General features: G+C 46.2%; 13 protein-coding genes. 1 reads left to right on the plus strand and 12 read right to left on the minus strand.

Annotated features, from left to right (window positions below; genetic code table 11):
• Positions 1 to 81: 81 nt before the first annotated feature.
• From rnr to tsaE, 11 genes are all read right to left on the minus strand, one after another.
• A complete protein-coding gene (gene rnr, locus BM100_RS04415) occupies positions 82 to 2574 on the minus strand; it encodes a ribonuclease R (protein WP_092508319.1) in 2493 nt (830 codons plus the stop codon).
• A 44-nt stretch (positions 2575 to 2618) separates the two neighbouring features.
• A complete protein-coding gene (nsrR, locus tag BM100_RS04420; protein WP_092508321.1) occupies positions 2619 to 3038 on the minus strand; it encodes a nitric oxide-sensing transcriptional repressor NsrR in 420 nt (139 codons plus the stop codon).
• 172 nt (positions 3039 to 3210) lie between these two features.
• The gene (locus BM100_RS04425; protein WP_092508323.1) at positions 3211 to 4509 is read right to left on the minus strand and encodes an adenylosuccinate synthase; all 1299 of its coding nucleotides are present in this window, start codon (positions 4507 to 4509) and stop codon (positions 3211 to 3213) included.
• Positions 4510 to 4764: 255 nt separating this feature from the next.
• Positions 4765 to 5766 (minus strand): protease modulator HflC, encoded by a 1002-nt coding sequence (gene hflC / locus BM100_RS04430; RefSeq protein WP_092508325.1) that lies wholly within the window; start codon positions 5764 to 5766, stop codon positions 4765 to 4767.
• Between the two features lie 2 nt (positions 5767 to 5768).
• Entirely contained in the window at positions 5769 to 7001 is a 1233-nt protein-coding gene (gene hflK, locus BM100_RS04435) for an FtsH protease activity modulator HflK (RefSeq protein ID WP_092508327.1), read from the minus strand.
• Positions 7002 to 7334: 333 nt separating this feature from the next.
• The gene (gene hflX, locus BM100_RS04440) at positions 7335 to 8615 is read right to left on the minus strand and encodes a ribosome rescue GTPase HflX (protein WP_092508329.1); all 1281 of its coding nucleotides are present in this window, start codon (positions 8613 to 8615) and stop codon (positions 7335 to 7337) included.
• A gap of 97 nt (positions 8616 to 8712) precedes the next feature.
• Positions 8713 to 9015: an RNA chaperone Hfq gene (gene hfq, locus BM100_RS04445; protein ID WP_092508331.1), complete on the minus strand. Its 303-nt coding sequence runs from the start codon at positions 9013 to 9015 to the stop codon at positions 8713 to 8715.
• A gap of 105 nt (positions 9016 to 9120) precedes the next feature.
• On the minus strand, positions 9121 to 10062 hold the full coding sequence (gene miaA, locus BM100_RS04450; RefSeq protein WP_092508333.1) for a tRNA (adenosine(37)-N6)-dimethylallyltransferase MiaA: 942 nt from the start codon (positions 10060 to 10062) through the stop codon (positions 9121 to 9123).
• Positions 10055 to 12019 (minus strand): DNA mismatch repair endonuclease MutL, encoded by a 1965-nt coding sequence (gene mutL / locus BM100_RS04455; RefSeq protein WP_092508335.1) that lies wholly within the window; start codon positions 12017 to 12019, stop codon positions 10055 to 10057. The genes miaA and mutL overlap by 8 nt, the downstream gene beginning before the upstream one ends.
• A gap of 112 nt (positions 12020 to 12131) precedes the next feature.
• Positions 12132 to 13427 carry an N-acetylmuramoyl-L-alanine amidase AmiB gene (gene amiB / locus BM100_RS04460; RefSeq protein ID WP_420855310.1) on the minus strand — a complete coding sequence of 432 codons (1296 nt, stop codon included), beginning with the start codon at positions 13425 to 13427 and terminating at the stop codon, positions 12132 to 12134.
• An 86-nt stretch (positions 13428 to 13513) separates the two neighbouring features.
• The gene (tsaE, locus tag BM100_RS04465; protein WP_092508339.1) at positions 13514 to 13975 is read right to left on the minus strand and encodes a tRNA (adenosine(37)-N6)-threonylcarbamoyltransferase complex ATPase subunit type 1 TsaE; all 462 of its coding nucleotides are present in this window, start codon (positions 13973 to 13975) and stop codon (positions 13514 to 13516) included.
• Between the two features lie 216 nt (positions 13976 to 14191).
• Here tsaE and queG point away from each other — a divergent pair, with 216 nt between their 5' ends.
• Positions 14192 to 15349: a tRNA epoxyqueuosine(34) reductase QueG gene (queG, locus tag BM100_RS04470; protein ID WP_092508341.1), complete on the plus strand. Its 1158-nt coding sequence runs from the start codon at positions 14192 to 14194 to the stop codon at positions 15347 to 15349.
• 559 nt (positions 15350 to 15908) lie between these two features.
• Here queG and BM100_RS04475 read toward each other — a convergent pair.
• Positions 15909 to 17351 (minus strand): 4-hydroxyphenylacetate 3-hydroxylase family protein, encoded by a 1443-nt coding sequence (locus BM100_RS04475; RefSeq protein ID WP_244590606.1) that lies wholly within the window; start codon positions 17349 to 17351, stop codon positions 15909 to 15911.
• Positions 17352 to 17608 lie beyond the last annotated feature (257 nt).

Raw genomic sequence — 17608 nt, forward strand, 5'->3', positions numbered from 1 at the left:
TGTTGACTGAATGCGGTTATACCCGCCGTTTTTCAAGTTGCAACCTTGTCGGATGCACCTTGAAATCCGTTAAGTATATGGCTATTTTTCCGTGCTTTTCTTCGCGCGTTTCGCTTTCAGTTTTGCCGTAATTTTTTTGGTTTTGTCTGACTGCTTTTTCTTTTTGCTTGGCTTATTGCCAGACCTTGTATCACTAAGGCTTGGCGCTTCCGCTTTTTTCTTTTTGTTGCGAAAAGCACTGTCTGGCTCAAAATTGGCGGATTTTTTATTATCACGGCCTTTTTTACCATTTTTACGCTCTGGCTTGCCTTTTTTGGCCTTGTCGCGCGCAGTCTTACCTTGATTGCGAGCCTTACGTGTCGTTGAAAGCAGGGTGAAATCAATATTGCGTTCATCCATATGAACGGCTTCCACACGGATCTCAACCTCATCACCGAGGCGATAAGTTTGGCCGGACGATTCACCAATCAGGCGCTGGCCGACATTATCGTACCTGTAATAATCATTATCCAGTGTTGATACATGAACCAAGCCATCAATGAACAGATCATTCAAGCGAACAAAGAAACCGAAACCCGTCACACTGGTAATCAATCCGGTGAAAACATTCCCCACCTGATCTTGCATGAAATCACATTTCAGCCAATCGGCCACATCCCGTGTTGCTTCATCGGCACGACGCTCAGTCATGGAGCAATGATCACCCAATTGCAGCATGTGCTCCATATCATTGTGCCATCCTCCCGTTGGAGTGCCGCGATGTTCAGGGGCACTATTTTCTGGCGCCAATTTTTCACTTGATAGCTTTTCTTTATGCAACAAGTACTTAATGGCCCGGTGCAATGCCAAATCAGGATAGCGGCGGATCGGTGAAGTAAAGTGAGAATAAGCACGCAAAGCCAAGCCAAAATGCCCCCGGTTTTCCGGCTCATAGATTGCCTGTTTCATCGAGCGCAACAACATGGTTTGCAACAACTCATGATCTGGCCGTTCAGCAACGTCTTTCATCAATTGCGCATAATCTTTTGGCTCTGGGTTCAGCCCGCCCAATAAGCTCAATCCCAGTTCATTAAAGACCGTACGCAGGTTCAGGATGCTCTCTTCCCTCGGGCGGTCATGAATGCGGTACAGCGCCGGTTCATGATTTTTTTCAACAAAGCGGGCTGCCGCAATGTTCGCCAGAATCATGCATTCTTCGATAAGTTTATGTGCATCATTGCGTACAACGGGCTCAATGCGCTCAATGCGGCGCTCTGCGTTAAAGATGAACTTGGCTTCTTCAGATTCAAATGAAATCGCACCACGATCTTCACGCGCATGTTCCAATGCCTGATACAGTTCATGCAGATGCTCAATATGTTGCACCAATGGCTTATAGTGCTCGCGCAGCTCCTGATCGCCCTGCAAAATCTTCCAGACTTTCGTATACGTCAGGCGGGCATGTGAATTCATCACCGCTTCGTAAAATTTATAGGAAGACAGTTTGCCTTGCGCTGAAACCGTCATTTCACACACCATGCACAGGCGGTCAACTTCCGGATTGAGAGAACACAGCCCGTTTGACAGTACCTCCGGCAGCATCGGTACAACCTGAGATGGGAAATAAACCGAATTACCACGGCTGCGCGCTTCTGTATCCAACGGTGTTTGCGGGCGAACGTAGTAACTCACATCCGCAATCGCAACCCACAACCGCCAGCCGCCACCGCGTTTTCTTTCACAATATACGGCGTCATCAAAATCGCGGGCATCTTCGCCGTCAATCGTCACCAAAGGCAGTTCACGCAGATCGACACGGCCTTGCTTGGCGGATTCAGGGACATTCTCATCCAGGTCAGCGACCTGTTTTTCCACCATTGGCGGCCAGCTATGGGGAATTTCATGGGTACGCAGGGCGATTTCAACCGCCATATTCGTTCCCATCGTTTCACCCAAAACTTCCACTATTTTACCAATGGCTTTGGTGCGGCGAGTTGGGCGGCTTGTCAGCTCAACCACAACGACATTTCCCATCCTTGCCCCACAAACTTCCTCTTTGGGGATCAAGATATCGAAACTCAGGCGGCTATCATCAGGAACAACAAACCCCATGCCAGCATCCATAAAGTAACGGCCGACAATTTGGCTACTCTTTGGCTCCAGTACCCGCACGACGCGCACTTCAATACGGCCTTTTCTGTCCGGTCGCAAAGGTTGTGCCAAAATAACATCACCATGGATAGCCATTTTCATCTGTTCAGCAGACAGATAAAAATCGTCCTTATGGCCTTCCACACGCAGGAAACCGTAGCCATCACGGTGTCCAATCACCGTGCCTTTCAACAAATCCAGTCTTTCTGGTAATGCATAACATTGGCGGCGGGTAAAAACCAATTGCCCGTCACGCTCCATTGCCCGCAAACGGCGGCGCAATGCTTCCTGTGCCTCTGCACTGATTAACTCAAGTTCTTGTGCTAATTCCTGACGGCTTACCGGAGTGGTGTGTTTAGAAATGATATCCAAGATGTATTCACGGCTTGGGATTGGAGATTCGTATTTTTCAGCCTCTCGTTCCTGAAAAGGATCTTTTGACATCGTCATTCCTCTGTTGTCATCAGCAAGCTGTTTATCCCCTTACTTCATTTAGCCAGAAGCAATTGATAAAGGGGACGATTGTCTTTGACCATATCGGCCAAAGTATGTTTATCCAACTCTTCCAAAAAATTCTCTACCGCTTGATTCAAAACTGATTTTAAGCGACATGCAGGAGTGATTTGGCAGGCACTACAGTTAACCAATGACAGTGGTTCTAATGAACGAACCACATCACCAATTCTGATTTCACTGGCAGGTTTTCCCAGACTAATGCCACCATTTTTTCCCCTGACAGCATTCACCAACCCCAAGTGACTAAGTTGATTGATGATCTTTACCATGTGGTTACGTGAGACACCGTAAATCTCAGTGACTTCGGTAATGCTCGTCATCTGGCCATCCGGTAATGACGCCATGTAAATCAGGGCACGTAATCCATAATCGGTAAAACTGGTTAACTGCACACTCACCTCTGGGAGACTGAATAGAACGGAAATTATTTGGAGTCTATATATTGGTTTTCGTTAGTTGTTCATCATTATGTGGCTATTTTAAAAATTAAGCAAAACGAGTGACCTAAAAACAAAAACCGGGCATTAAGCCCGGTTATGCGTACTAAAAAGACTAAACTGTCAATTAAGCATCAAATGGATCACGCAGAATCATCGTTTCTGCACGATCTGGGCCTGTAGAAATAATATCAACAGGAACGCCAGTCAGCTCTTCTACACGTTTGATGTAGTTTAATGCTGCCTGTGGCAATTGGCTGTGTTCTTTCACGCCAAAAGTGCTTTCATCCCAGCCTGGCAGGGTTTCATAAACTGCTTCCAAACCTTCCCAGTTTTCTGCTGCCAAAGGTGTGGTATCAATAACAGTGCCATCTGCCTGACGGTAGCCAACACAAATTTTCACTTCTTTCAGGCCATCCAGCACGTCCAGTTTGGTCATGCAGAAACCAGACAGGGAGTTAATCTGGATCGCGCGACGGATAGCCACGATATCCAACCAACCTGTACGACGGCTACGGCCTGTTGTCGCACCAAATTCCTGGCCTTTCTGACGCAGGTATTCACCTGTTTCATCAAACAGTTCAGTTGGGAACGGACCTGCACCAACACGGGTAGAGTATGCTTTGACGATACCCAGTACATAGTCAACGTAACGTGGGCCCAGACCGGAACCTGTTGCAACGCCACCAGCTGTGGTGTTGGAAGATGTCACGTAAGGATAGGTACCGTGATCGATATCCAGCAATGTGCCCTGAGCACCTTCAAACATGACCAGCTCACCTTTCTGAGTTGCTTTGTACAGCAGGTCAGAAACGTCAACTACCATGCCAGTCAGGATATCGGCAACAGCCAGAATATCATCCAAGGTTTTTTGGTAATCTACCGCAGGTTCTTTGTAGTAGTTAACCAATTGGAAGTTGTGGTATTCGATGATTTCTTTCAGCTTGGCAGCGAAAGTTTCTTTATCGAACAAATCACCGACACGAAGGCCACGACGTGCAACTTTGTCTTCGTATGCAGGACCGATGCCACGACCAGTTGTACCAATTGCTTTCGCTCCGCGCGCTTTTTCGCGGGCATTGTCCAGTGCAACATGGTAAGGCAGGATTAACGGACAGGCTTCAGAAATCAGCAAGCGTTCACGTACAGGAACCCCACGTGATTCAAGCTCTTTCATCTCTTTCATCAAAGCATCTGGTGCTAAAACGACCCCATTTGCGATAATGCTAATGACATTTTCACGTAAGATCCCAGATGGGATTAAGTGGAGAACGGTTTTTTCACCGTTGATGACTAGTGTATGGCCGGCGTTGTGGCCCCCCTGATAACGAACTACATATTTAGCTCGTTCAGTCAGCAAGTCGACGATTTTACCCTTGCCCTCGTCACCCCATTGGGTGCCCAATACGACAACGTTCTTACCCATTTCAAAAGTTCACTCGGTTGCTTAAAAATGGATTCTACCATCTCATTTAGCACCTTTCAGTATTTTTTGTTACTTCTGTTATTTCGTTTTGTCATATTAATGGGTGACTAAGTAAACATTAGTAATGATAGATGGGTACAAAAAAGCCACTGCAAATTTTTTACAGTGGCTTTGCATAAGGCCGGATTCACCCGCCCCATTTTGTCAACCAAGTGATTTTAAAGGCAGTTTAACTGCCAGAATCACTGAGCTATTTTAGTCATTTGCCTGACGACGTTGCTTAGATGGCGCTTTCATATAACGGAAGAAATCGCTATCCGGGCTGAGTACCATGACGTTGCCGTCATTTTGGAAACTCTTCTCATAGGCACGCAAACTACGGATAAATGCATAGAATTCAGGATCTTTGCTGAATGCATCTGCGAACAGTTTAGTCGCTTCCGCATCGCCTTCACCACGCAGAACCAATGCCTCGCTGTTTGCCTTGGCTTTGATTTCAGTTGCTGTCTTATCAGCAGAAGCACGGATCTTCTCGGCTTCTTCCAGACCTTGAGAACGGTGTCGACGCGCTACAGCTTCACGCTCTGCACGCATACGCTGATAAATTGCACCTGATACTTCATCCGGCAAGTTAATTTGTTTGATACGAACGTCCACAACTTCAATCCCCAGAGCCGCCATACTGTTCGGGTTCAGGATTGCTTGCTTGCCTTTCGTTTCTTTCTCTACACGAGCCGCTGCTGAAGCAATATCACTATCTGCACTTGATTCACCATCACTTGTTCCCTCGTTCAGCGCATTACGCACATCTGTCGTCAAACGACCACGGGAATCAGTCACGATGCCACGTACATCCAAACGACCTATCTCAGAACGCAAGCGGTCACTGAATTTACGTTTCAATAGCAGTTCAGCCTGAGAAATTTCCCCATTACCTGTTGCCAGATAATAGCTGCTGAAATCTTTAATACGCCATTTCAGATAAGAATCAACAATCAGGTCTTTATTTTCACTTGTCAGGAAACGGTCGGCCTTGATATCCATAGTCTGGATACGTGCATCGAGCATTTTAACAGTTTCAATAAATGGAATTTTGAAATGCGGACCAGGCTGATAAACCACAGGTTTATTTTCAGAGTCACGCTCTACTTTACCAAAACGCAGCACGATGCCACGCTGACCTTCATAGACGATAAATACCGACGAATACAACACAACCAATACGGCGACAATAGCAAAGACGAACGACTTACGCATGATTATGGTCTCCCTAGTCTTTGCGTATCATTACGCAGGTTGCCTGAATTTCCATAGCCTGAATTGCCATCGTAACTTGAATGCCCCTGTGTCGAAGTTGCAGGCATTGTAGTGCCCTGTTCTGGCGCTATCTTAGTACCTGAATGAAGTTTTGGTGCTTCAGATTGATTACGCAGAATTTGATCCAATGGCAATACCAGCATGTTATTGGTTTTTTCGTTAGCAATAACTTTACGAGTATGGTTCAGAACACGTTCCATCGTCTCAATGTAAAGACGCTCGCGGGTAATTTCTGGTGCTGCCTTATATTCAGGCAGTATCTTAGCAAAACTTGCCACTTCACCCTGAGCGTTCAAGACGACACTCACCTTATAGGCTTTGGCGTCTTCAATGATGCGTTGAGCGTCACCATTTGCGATCGGCAGAACAGAGTTTTTATAAGCATCTGCTTCACGGATAGTTTTTTGCTCTTCTTCGCGGGCAGCGATAACATCATCGAATGCGGCTTTCACCTCTTCTGGTGGACGCGCAGTCTGGAAGTTAACGTCTAACAGCGTGATCCCCATATGGTATGGACGAATAGTTTCTTCCAATACCTTCTGAGTATCATTACGCACAATCGTACGATCTGCCGTCAGAATTTTTTCCATTGAATATTTGCCAACGACGCCACGCACTGCACTGTCTGTCGCTTGGCGCAGACTGTTGTCAGGATTGGTGACATTGAAAAGGTAGGCAGCCGGATCGGTCACACGATACTGGACGTTCATTTCAGCACGCACAACGTTTTCATCCGATGTCAGCATGATACCGTTAGTCGCCAGTTCGCGAACAGATTCGACGTTAACGGCACGCACTCGGTCGATAAACGTCATTTTCCAGTTCAAGCCGGGCTGAACAACATGGCTGAATTTACCTAAACGGGTAACCACACCACGTTCTGTTTCTTTAATCGTATAGAAACCACTTACAACCCAGACAACAACTGCAGCAGCAACGGCGATACCAATAAGACGTCCGCCAAATTTAGAGTTCTGTTCAGAACCATTTCCACCTTTGTTTCCACCGAGACCACCGAGCTTTTCACTCAGTTTACGGAACAGATCGTCGAGATCAGTCGCCCCACGGTTTCGACCACCTTTATTGTTGTTGCCGCCGGAGTTGCCGCCATTATTATTGCTGCTTCCCCACGGGTCGCGGTCCTGTCCGTTATTACCGGGCTGATTCCACGCCATGTTTTAGCTCCACTTTTTAGTTTTTCACTGGTTTTTCAGAGGTGACTGCTCTCCACCCAGATGGGTGAGGCTTCCCACTTCCCAGGCCGTTGGCTGTCCTTGATAGGTCTGACAGCGGCCTCCATGGGCAGAAACGACAAACTTCATCGTTTTGTAAGCAACCAATATTATCAGGTGATACTTTTGACCGTGCTAATTTAATCACTGCAATGCTGACACAGTTATTTCACCTCGGTCATTTCATCACCACCATTCCATCACCGCTATTCCATAACTATAAGTACCGAAATGGCGGATAAAATAATACCTTGTTTGTTGCCCTGCGCCAATCAATCAGACAACATAGTCAGGTAAATTGGGTTCTTGTTTGCATAAACGTCGCCAATCTACCATAGGCATTCTGACTTCTAGACCAACCTGTCCATCCTCTTCCATCCATTCACGCTCAATGGCCTGAAGCTGGTAAAAACGGCTGCGCAACCGCCCTGCTTCTGGAGGAAGATGTAATTCGTAGTGCGCAATTTCACCAGAAAGGCGTTCAGTCAATGCCTGAAACAGCAATGGGATGCCTTCGCCGGTCTGGGCTGATAACCATATCCTGACTGGGCGATTTTCTTCATCACGATCAATGCGGGGAATAAAATCTTCCAGCATATCGATTTTATTCATCACCAGCAGAGTTGGGATCTCGTGAGACTCAATCTCTTCCAGCACACTGTTAACAGCGATAATGTTTTCATCCAAACGATTATCCGCAGCATCAACAACATGCAGCAATAATCGGGCTTGTCGGGTTTCCTGCAAAGTCGCCTTGAACGCTGCCACCAAATCATGGGGTAAATGACGAATAAAACCGACGGTATCCGCCAAGACAACGGCACCCACATCATTGACATCGATTCGACGCAACGTTGGATCAAGCGTGGCAAAAAGCTGGTCGGCCGCATAAACTTCGGCAGCGGTTATTCTGTTGAATAAACTTGATTTTCCGGCGTTGGTATAACCAACCAGAGAGACGGTAGGTATGTCTGCTTTATTACGTGCCTGACGCCCTTGTTCCCGCTGTTTTTCAACTTTACTCAAACGTCCCAAAATCTGTTTGATTTTGTCACGCAGCATACGGCGGTCACTTTCCAACTGGGTTTCGCCAGGTCCACGCAGACCGATCCCCCCTTTCTGACGTTCAAGGTGGGTCCAGCCCCGCACCAGACGGGTAGACAGGTGACGCAATTGCGCCAGCTCGACTTGCAATTTACCTTCGTGTGTTCTTGCTCGTTGAGCAAAAATATCCAGAATCACACCCGTGCGATCAACAACACGGCATTGACACAAACGTTCAAGATTGCGTTCTTGCGCAGGACTGAGGCCATGGTTGAACAGCACCACATCTGCGCCGCTGTTTTTTACAGCTTCGGCAATCTCCTCTGCCTTGCCCTCTCCGACAAAATATTTCGGATGAGGCGCCTTCCGGCTTCCCGTTACAATCTGCACAGGAGAAACACCTGCGGAAGTCACCAATGATTCGAATTCACTGAGATTTTCCGTATCTTTTTCCTGTGAGAAGAAAACATGCACCAGAACGGCTAATTCTCCGCCTTCATAACGATCAAACAACGGTGCAACCCCTCAGGCTGAGTAAAAAATCCATAGGAAAAACATAGGTAAAGTCTCCCTACCTATGTTTTTATTTACGTCAGGTACGGCAACTGATTTACTCAGCGCCATCACTTTCCTGTTGCGCAGCTGGGCTAGTGCCAGCATGATAATTTCCAACGCCGGTTGTCGCACCTTGGTTGCTACCATGATGAGATACAGGGCGGGAAGGAACAACAGTAGAGATGGCATGTTTATAAACCATCTGGCTGACCGTGTTTTTCAGTAAAATGACAAACTGGTCAAAAGATTCAATCTGACCCTGTAATTTGATGCCGTTAACCAGATAAATAGAAACCGGGACCCTTTCACGCCGTAAAGCATTCAGGAATGGATCTTGCAAAGATTGCCCCTTAGCCATTCTATATTTTCCTTATTTGTTGTTTTAACTAAGAACCTATTGGTTCGAAAAAGTAACTACTCAAAAATGACACTTTGTACTGATAATTGTACACAATCAATGAATTTATGTACTAATAACCTGTATTACTTTATTTAACGCTTGTTTAGGTTGATCACTATTCAACCACGTCACATTGTCCCAGCTCCTGAGCCACGTGATCTGGCGTTTCGCCAATTGGCGGGTCGCACAGATACCACGATAAACCATCTCATCATGAGAAATCTCGCCTGCGAGGTAAGACCACATCTGACGATAACCGACACAACGAATGGAGGGTAAATCTGTATGCAAATCATTACGAGCATAAAGCGCTTTCACTTCATCTTCAAACCCTGATTTGATCATTTGTTCAAAACGGGCGGCGATGCGCTGATGCAAAATTTCTCGGCTTGCAGGAGCAATCGCAAATTGATGAACTTGATAAGGCAATATTTCTCCAGACGTTTCAGTCAATTCTGTTAGAGTTTTACCCGAAATCCGAAAAACTTCCAGTGCGCGAGTAATACGTTGTGGATCATTCGGATGAATCCTTGTTCCGGCAACCGGATCAATTTCCTGTAATTGCCGATGCAATGCTTCCCATCCCAGCTCTTCCGCCTGCTGTTCTATCTGCGCCCTGATTTCAGGATTGGCAGAGGGTAAAGGAGATAATCCTTCTAACAATGCTTTGAAATATAGCATGGTTCCACCAACCAGGAGTGGAATTCTCCCTGCCGCCGTAATATCTGCCATTTCTTTCAGGGCATCACGACGAAAATCCGCGGCGGAGTAAACTTCTGCCGGATCGAGAATGTCAATTAGGCGATGGGGAGCCTGTAATTGCTCTTCTGCGGACGGTTTTGCGGTTCCCACATTCATGCCACGATAAATCAGCGCAGAATCAACGCTGATAAGCTCAACCGGAAGTTGCTGGCGCAAGGCTATCGATAATGCCGTTTTTCCTGAGGCCGTTGGCCCCATCATAAAAATAGCTTTCGGCAGATGCTGAGTTTTTACATCACTCATGATTAAGAAGTGCCACCACTGCTTGTAAGTCAATTAACTGTAATAATCCGTCTGGTGGCGATGCCACCAATTGGGGACAAAGACGCTCTACATCAGCCAAAAGCTGGACAGCTTGGGCGACGTTCCACGTTTCATGCTCGCTACCTATATGGCGGGAAAGCCAAATTGTAATCTGTTCAGCAGAAGCCGCTGACTTTTCCCCAAGATAACCCAACAGTTCCGGCACAAGTTTCGGCAGGTTCTGTTGGCGCAGAGGCAACGATACCGCATGAATGGTTACTTTTCCATGAGCGACTGAGGATTCAATACCAAAAGTCTTCAGTAGCTCACTATTCTGCTTCAAGACGCCCATTTCTGCCTGATTAAGAGCGAGTTTCAATGGGATCAGCAATGGCTGGGGTTTAAGCCCCTGTTCTCCCGGCGTTAACTGTGCCCGCTTCAACCAGCGTTCTGCCACAGGCAAAGAGAGCAACCCGACTCCCGACGGAGATTCAAGCAAAGCATAAGTATCCGCGTAGATACTCAATACCTTGCCGAAACTGTGATTATTACCCAATTTAGGGTTCTTGCTAACATTCTGGCTAGCGCTAAAATTCGGGTTATTGCCGGAGCCAGAACTGCTGTTTTCGTTGTCTGTCGCTGCCTTCCTTTCAGGAAATAAAGGGCGCCTTTCCTGCGACGGTGTAACCTGCATGAATTTCTGGTACAACTCGCCTTGTTTTTTTTGGTAGCTTTCACCGTGATGCGATTGCGACGCCTCATGACCAGAATATGAGCGTTTCTCTCGTTCCTGCCCCTTGTGGCTGCCACTCTCCTCATGATGCCGAGGATGCTGGGAAGGTGTAACACCTGCTTCTGTGTTCTTTCTTAGAAAATGGTTTTCTCCCGCAGAGGGACGATTCTCCGGCACCCAGCTTTCAGTCGGCTCCTGAAGCGCCAACCCCAACTCAGCCCCTGAACCACGTTGCTTCAATACTGCCGCCACGCCTTGGTAAATAAAATCATGCACCAAGCGAGCCTGATGAAAACGCACTTCATGTTTCGCAGGATGCACATTGACATCCACTTGATGCGGATCGATTTCCAGATACAGCACATAGGCAGGCTGCTGCTCACCGTGAATCAGGTCTTGATAGGCTTGGCGAATCGCATGATTAATCAGCCGATCACGCATCATACGCCCGTTCACATAGCAATATTGGATCTCACTCCCGGCCTTGGCACTGCTGGGATCGGCAACCCAGCCCTTAATCGACAGGGAATCATGCTGCCATGACAAGGCAAGGGACTGCTGCACAAAGCCCGCCCCACAAATTGCCGCCAAACGCCGCTCATGTTGAGACTCATCTTTGGCGGGACGATATTGGCGCACCAGTTTCCCGTTGTGATTCAGATTGATTGCCACATCCAGCCGCGCCAACGCAATCCGGCGCACAACCTCATCAATGTGGCCAAACTCGGTCTTTTCCGTTCTCAGAAACTTGCGGCGGGCTGGAGTGTTATAAAACAGATCCAACACTTCAACCGTTGTTCCCACAGGGTGGGCTGCGGGTTTAACCGTAACGTCCATATCACGCCCCTCAGCATAGGATTGCCACGCTTCGGTCTGGCTTTCCGGGCGAGAAGTCAATGTCAACCGCGAAACAGAGCTGATACTCGCCAGCGCTTCGCCACGAAACCCCATACTGACAATCGCTTCCAAATCATCCAAGGAGGCAATTTTGCTGGTGGCGTGGCGGGCAAGCGCCAAAGTAAGATCTTGTTTGCTTATCCCGCACCCGTTATCACGGATCCGAATCAGCTTCGCGCCACCCCGTTCAATATCAATATCAATGCGGCTGGCACCGGCATCAAGGCTATTCTCCACCAGCTCTTTTACTACCGATGCTGGGCGTTCAACGACTTCGCCGGCAGCAATCTGGTTCGCCAATTGTGGGGGGAGTATCTTGATAGCCATATTCGACCTTATTTACTATTCCAATATTGATTATTTCGGTACTTACTGTTTTAGCGATTGCTATTTCAAAACCTAGCCTATTTCCAAGCCTGCTTTTATCGGTAGATACTGATTATTTTGGGGCTTTCTGCAATGGATTGGCCTGAAAATAGTGGCGCAATCCCAAATGAATAGCTTGAGCCAGTTTTTCCTGATATTGGTTGGAACCCAATAATTCTTCTTCAGACAAATTGCTGATAAAGCCCGTTTCCACCAAGATGGATGGAATATCCGGTGAGCGCAAAACACCGAGGCTTGCATGTTCCGGCATTCTCTTGTGCAAAGAACCTATTCTGGTAAGTTGATTCAATACCTGCACAGCAACATCATAGCCAACCCGTTGAGAATGTCCGAATTGTAAATCCAGCACCGCTTGACTCAGAAACGGATCTGAACCATTGGCAAGTGCATCTCCCGCCCCGCCCAATAATTCTGATTGTTTTTCATGTTGCTCCAGCCAACTGCCCAATTCACTGTTTGCACGGCGATTCGAAAGCACCCAGACAGATGCGCCTTTAGCACTGCGATTAGGGGCCGCATCTGCATGGATTGATATCAGCATATTGGCCTTGTGCTTACGGGCAACCTCAGAACGCCCGGCTACCGAGATAAAATAGTCACCATTGCGCGTCAAGACAGGCTTAAACATCGGGTCATCACGCAAAAGCGCTTCCAGTTTACGCGACACATGAATAGTGACCTCTTTTTCCTTTAATCCCTTTTGGCCAATAGCTCCGGGATCTTGCCCTCCATGTCCCGCATCAATCGCAATCACAATCGGGAGTATGCCTTTTCCCTTTGTTGTTTGGACAGCCGAGGCTTTCGCATTTTGCTCATGGTGATTTGATACCGGTTTTTTTGTCTCCGGCGATGTTATCTGGGCTTGATTTGTAAGCGAACGCTCACTTTCATTTTGAGCATTGTTATTCCTGAAAATGGATGGTTTATTCACTGAACCATTGGCTTTCAATGTCAGCACAACCTGAGATTTACCCGCCGAATTTTTCACCACAGAACTTGCTGTAGCTTTATGCTCCAATTCCAGCACAATTCGCTGATGTTGAGCATCTGGTGGCCGGCTGGAGCGAACTTGCTTTACTAAATTCTGCCCTGATAGATGCATCGGCAATCCTGCAATTTTGCCGGATTGGCGAATATCGACCACCAACCGTTCAGGGGAATTCAGGGGGAAAAAACGATAATCAGGATGCCCGCCGGTAAACTCCAACGTGACGGTAGCTTCAGATGGGCTATTGTTTACATGAACATCAGACAAAGTTGCTGCTGAGGCCGTCGTCGCCACCAACTGACTCAACATGACAAACAAAGCACAGGCTATCACCCAATGGGCAAGCCATTTTTTGCGTATGTTCACAAAAAAAGTGTTCACAAAAGAAGTGCTCACAAAAAAGACATTCACGAAAAAGGCATTCAGCATGGTCGGGTATTCCTTCATCAGGACTTCAAATTATCCAACAAACTTTCACCATATTCAGATAACGCGACAAAACGCGCCTGTCGCCCTTCATTGTCATAACTCAAGTACAGCTCAATATCCGCATTCGGTAAAACGCCTTCGCCTTGCTGGGGCCATTCCACTAAGCAAATGGCATCCTGATGGAAATAATCACGGATCCCCATAAACTCCAGCTCTTCAGGATCTGCCAAGCGGTAAAGGTCAAAGTGATAGACAGGGCGTGGCTGTAAAGCATAAGGTTCGACCAGCGTATAAGTCGGGCTTTTTACATGTCCCTGATGACCGAGAGCCTGCAAGAAACCACGGCTAAAAGTGGTTTTCCCGGCACCGAGATCACCATATAAATAAATAACATAGCCGCGATTGCTGATTGCCGCCACTGCATTACCCAATGCAACTGTGGCATTTTCATTTGGAAGTGATAAAACGAGTTCTTTCATCGAAAAATATCTATTTTTATTTATTGAATGATGCCCTGAAAAATGGGCTTATTTATTAAGTAGCTTAACGAATAACCGTGACATAACCCAGACATTATCATTGAATATCGTCATCGTGTTAATGCCGCGACACTGTATTTTTTCTATTCAATCTACAGCATTCACATCACATTATGTTAAGCTACGTTTCCTTTTTTAGCAGTAAACTGATATTCCATGGCAACCCCTCTCGATCTGAACCTTCTGGCTGCAAACATTAAACAATGGGGCATTTCCCTTGGTTTCCAGCAAGTTGGCATCTGTGACACTGATTTATCAACAGAAGAACCCAGGCTACAGCAGTGGCTTGATAAACAATACCACGGCGAAATGGACTGGATGGCACGCCACGGCATGATGCGCGCCCGGCCTCACGAATTACTGCCCGGAACCCTGCGGGTCATCAGCGTACGCATGAATTATTTGCCCGCAAAGGCAGCGTTTGCCAGCACATTGAATAATCCGCAAATGGGATATGTCAGCCGATATTCGCTGGGCAGAGATTACCATAAACTCCTGCGCCAACGTCTCAAAAAACTGGGTGATCAAATACAAAACTATTGCACCTCCCATGACTATCAGGGAACTCTGAATTTTCGTCCTTTTGTCGATTCTGCGCCGATCATGGAGCGTCCGTTGGCAGCAAAAGCCGGACTTGGTTGGGTAGGTAAACACTCACTAATATTGAATCGAGAATCTGGCTCTTGGTTTTTCCTTGGCGAATTGCTGATTGATCTTCCTCTGCCTGTTGACGCTCCCCAAGAAGAGCAATGTGGGCGTTGTGTTGCTTGCATGACCACTTGCCCGACCGGCGCAATTGTTGAGCCATATACGATTGATGCCCGACGCTGTATTTCCTATCTGACGATAGAACTTGAAGGTGTAATACCAGAAGAATTTCGTCCGTTAATGGGTAACCGGATTTATGGTTGTGACGATTGCCAGCTAATTTGCCCTTGGAACCGTTTCTCACAGTTGACTGATGAAACCGATTTTAGCCCCCGTGCTGCGTTGCATACTCCGGAATTATTGGATCTATTTAATTGGAGTGAAGAAAAATTCCTGCGTATTACGGAAGGTTCTGCAATTCGCCGAATTGGTTATTTGCGCTGGCTACGTAATATTTCTGTCGCATTGGGCAACGCCCCTTATCAAGATAATATTGTATTGGCGTTGGAGAAAAGAATCGGCTTAAGTGATGTTTTGGATGAACATATCCACTGGGCTATTGAACAGCAAATAACCCGCCGTAATAGTCAGGCAATTGAAGTTCAAACGTCACAACAAAAACGGTTGATACGTGCAATTACCAAAGGACTCCCAAGAGATGCTTAATAATCAACCACGCCGATTTGTTATTAAAAAGCGCTTCTGTTTCCTTGTGAATAAAATAAAAATGTGTTTCTGATCAAGAAACAAATACAGCATAAATATCAATCAATGAGTTATATAAATAAAGTCAATAAAGTTAATTTATCAATAAGTTAAAAAGAAATTACTTTTTGGAAAAATAAATTAAAAAATTAGAATACAGGAATGGTTCCTGTGGATAACTCTGTGCAACAAGTTGAGCGTTACCAGCTAGCCCAATACAGCAGCAATCTTTAATATTGTGGATAAAAAATAGGAATTGAATTTTAGTAGAAAACGTCAGATATCAGCAGTGACACAAAAAAACATACACCCATTCTGGATGCCGGTGGAGAAATTTTCCCCTGCCACTTCAAAAATGAGGCGGCATTATGGACTTGTTGATGCAGGATAGCAAGCGCTTTATCGACAATTTATTTCGGCTGTTTTTGTTGGAGTATTTAGAATAAGTCAGTGCCAACATCAGCATGCTGGCACTCTTTCCTTCCAAGCGTCATTGCGATGATACGCGTTAAACACCCGCTCAGAGCGTTTTAATTTTTTCAACCAACTCTCGCGAGGCTCCCCAATCATATTGATTATAAAGACGCCCCAGCGTCTGATAAGCGGCACCTGCATAAAACAGCTCATATTGGTGATGCCTTGACGCAAACTCCGATCCAATAACATCCCACACCAATTTCATCATCCTGACTCTTTCGACCGGAGAAACGATAGACGAATATTGAGCCTTTTCAATGATGTTTAAAATTTCTTCATTTTCTAAATCAGCTTCACTTGATGGCAACATTAGAACACCACCACCTGCCAGTTTTCTGATAATTTCCAGTACCTTTGGATATGTTGACTGCGAGATGACACGATACGTATCAAGCTGCGTTTTATCCGGTAAATAAAACCCGTTATGAAATTTTGGGCAATGGAGTGCGCTATTGAACAGAGTCTCAACATGCATTGCATAACAGGCCAACTGGCCGAGAGATTCCTTGACGGCGGGGATTTGGGCAACGCCGTTTACTTCAACCATGGATTGAGCCAGCCCCGCCAGAAAATGTAATTTCACCGCATAACGGGCCAAACTCTGGATATCCATCATCGCTTCTGACACCGTTAACCTTAGCTGATCGACAACCATCTCAATGTCTTCAAGAACAAAGACTCTTTCCCACGGCACCAGCACGTCATCAAAATAGATCATCGAATCAGTTTCATCGAACCGAGACGATATCGGATAATCCTTCGGGTTTACCCCGGATTCGTACGATTTCCTTGAAAGGATTTTGATACCTTTCGTATTGAGCGGCAGGGCAAAAGAGAGCGCATATCGCTCATCAATACCCTGCTTAAGTGGCTTGTGTGAACCAACCAGCACCTCGTCTGCCAGAACCGCCCCCGTTGCCAGCATTTTTGTGCCTCTGACAACAATGCCCTTCGCATTCTTTTCCACGACACCCAGCGTGTGATATAGATTTTTCGTGTGCTCGCCGGGAGTTTTTGAACGATCGCCCTGCGGATTAATCAGCGCATAAGCCAAATAGAGATCATTTTCACTCACATAGGAAAAATAATTTCGCAAAGCATCAGCACGTTCCTGTGAGTAAGACTCAAACAGCTCAATATGCGTCATCATTCCTGTCAGCGCCGATGCAACATAATCGGGGCTTCTTCCCAGCCAGCCCATTGTTTGCTTAGCCCATTCATACGCGGCATGACCACGGGCAATTAATTTTTCCGGTGTGGACGGCAATTGCCAGTACAGGCTCATCTGATCACCGGTTTCCGTCTTAAAAGTCATCGTATCGGCATGGGCAACTTTATAATCATATAAATTTGCAACCGACCTGATCGCATTTTTAAACGCAGGATGATCTACATGATTTGTGATTTTCTCACCATTAATAAAAATGGTTCGCCCATCACGCAGATCATTAAGATACTTTTCTCCGGTTCTTATCATCTCTTCCATACTCCTATCGCCAGCTACGAGTTTTAAAGGTTAAGAAAAGAGATTTTTAATTAGCACCTGTGATTAATAAAACGATAACCGCCCTACCAAGGGAAAATATGACAAAAATACATCAATTGAATATCACAAAAGGAGAGAATCTATTGGTATCACTAATAAACGGGAATACTGCCTTTTTGGTGCTAAAAAAATGACTTTTCAATGCGCTGAAATATATTCCGGTGAATTAATTGAAAAAGCGATATCAAATTCCAATA

This window comes from Xenorhabdus mauleonii (genome assembly GCF_900113945.1).
Classification (GTDB): Bacteria; Pseudomonadota; Gammaproteobacteria; order Enterobacterales; family Enterobacteriaceae; genus Xenorhabdus; species Xenorhabdus mauleonii.